The 1,012-nt window shown below is 50.7% G+C and carries 5 tRNA genes and 1 rRNA gene; all 6 read left to right on the top strand.

The features are described 5' to 3' along the window. Nucleotides 1-82, top strand: a 5S ribosomal RNA gene (gene rrf, locus BLW33_RS13955); the annotation flags it as partial. A gap of 33 nt (nt 83-115) precedes the next feature. Continuing rightward, nucleotides 116-190, top strand: a tRNA-Asn gene (locus tag BLW33_RS13950). A 49-nt stretch (nt 191-239) separates the two neighbouring features. After that, nucleotides 240-314 (top strand) — tRNA-Glu (locus BLW33_RS13945). Between the two features lie 112 nt (nt 315-426). Continuing rightward, nucleotides 427-503, top strand: a tRNA-Asp gene (locus BLW33_RS13940). Nucleotides 504-646: 143 nt separating this feature from the next. Beyond that, a tRNA-Thr gene (locus BLW33_RS13935) sits at nt 647-722 on the top strand. A gap of 15 nt (nt 723-737) precedes the next feature. Then, nucleotides 738-822 (top strand) — tRNA-Tyr (locus BLW33_RS13930). The last annotated feature ends 190 nt before the right edge of the window (nt 823-1,012 follow it).

Genomic DNA, 1,012 nt, shown 5'->3' with positions numbered 1-1,012 from the left:
CATACCGAACACAGAAGTTAAGCCTTTTAGCGTCGAAAGTACTTGGTGGGTGACTGCCTGGGAGGATAGAACGTCGCGCAATCTAATGGCTCTTTAAGAATAAGAAGTCAAATAATCCTCAGTAGCTCAATGGTGGAGCACTCGGCTGTTAACCGATAGGCTGTAGGTTCGAGTCCTACCTGAGGAGCCATTCAAAAGCAGACGGATACGGAAGAAATTCCTATCCGTTTTTTAAACCTGGCCCCTTGGTCAAGCGGTCAAGACACCGCCCTTTCACGGCGGTAACGGGGGTTCGATTCCCCCAGGGGTCACCATTACACGTAAGCTAACAGCCGTGAATGAGTGAAGGCACGAAGTGCCGGAACGAATGCACATGGCGTCCAAACGCCTGTAATATACACTGCACACAGCTTACACCACACCCGCGGCCTGGTAGTTCAGTTGGTTAGAATGCCAGCCTGTCACGCTGGAGGTCGAGAGTTCGAGTCTCTTCCAGGTCGCCATCTTTACGCGTAAGCAAACAGCCATGAATGCGTAGCAGGCACGAAGTGCCTGGAGGGAATTCAGAGCACGGCGTACGCCCTTAGTGAGGCAGAGCGTAAAGAGCCTGAGCGTTTCGAAATGGGAGCGCAAAGCATCGATACAGGCTGATGTGGCTCAATTGGCAGAGCAGCTGATTTGTAATCAGCAGGTTGTAGGTTCAAGTCCTATCATCAGCTCCAGTTTTATTTTAACGAGGGGAGATGCCCGAGTGGCTAAAGGGGGCGGACTGTAAATCCGTTGACTAAGTCTACGATGGTTCGAATCCATCTCTCCCCACCATTCATTATTCGCGTCAGCTAACAGCCATGAACGAATTTAGTGGGGCGGCCCCATTTGATGGCAGTCCGCATTGGATGGGCGACATAATTTCATAGGACCCATTAGCTCAGTTGGTATAAGCAGAGAACCCAAATCTCTGATTTGGTGTGAATCGCTTAGTGGGGCGGACTTCCCCATTTTATGACTGTAC

Source organism: Eubacterium aggregans, assembly GCF_900107815.1.
Lineage (GTDB): Bacteria > Bacillota > Clostridia > Eubacteriales > Eubacteriaceae > Eubacterium_O > Eubacterium_O aggregans.
Note: the sequence above shows the minus strand (reverse complement) of the source record. Positions and strands in the feature narration are given on the sequence as shown.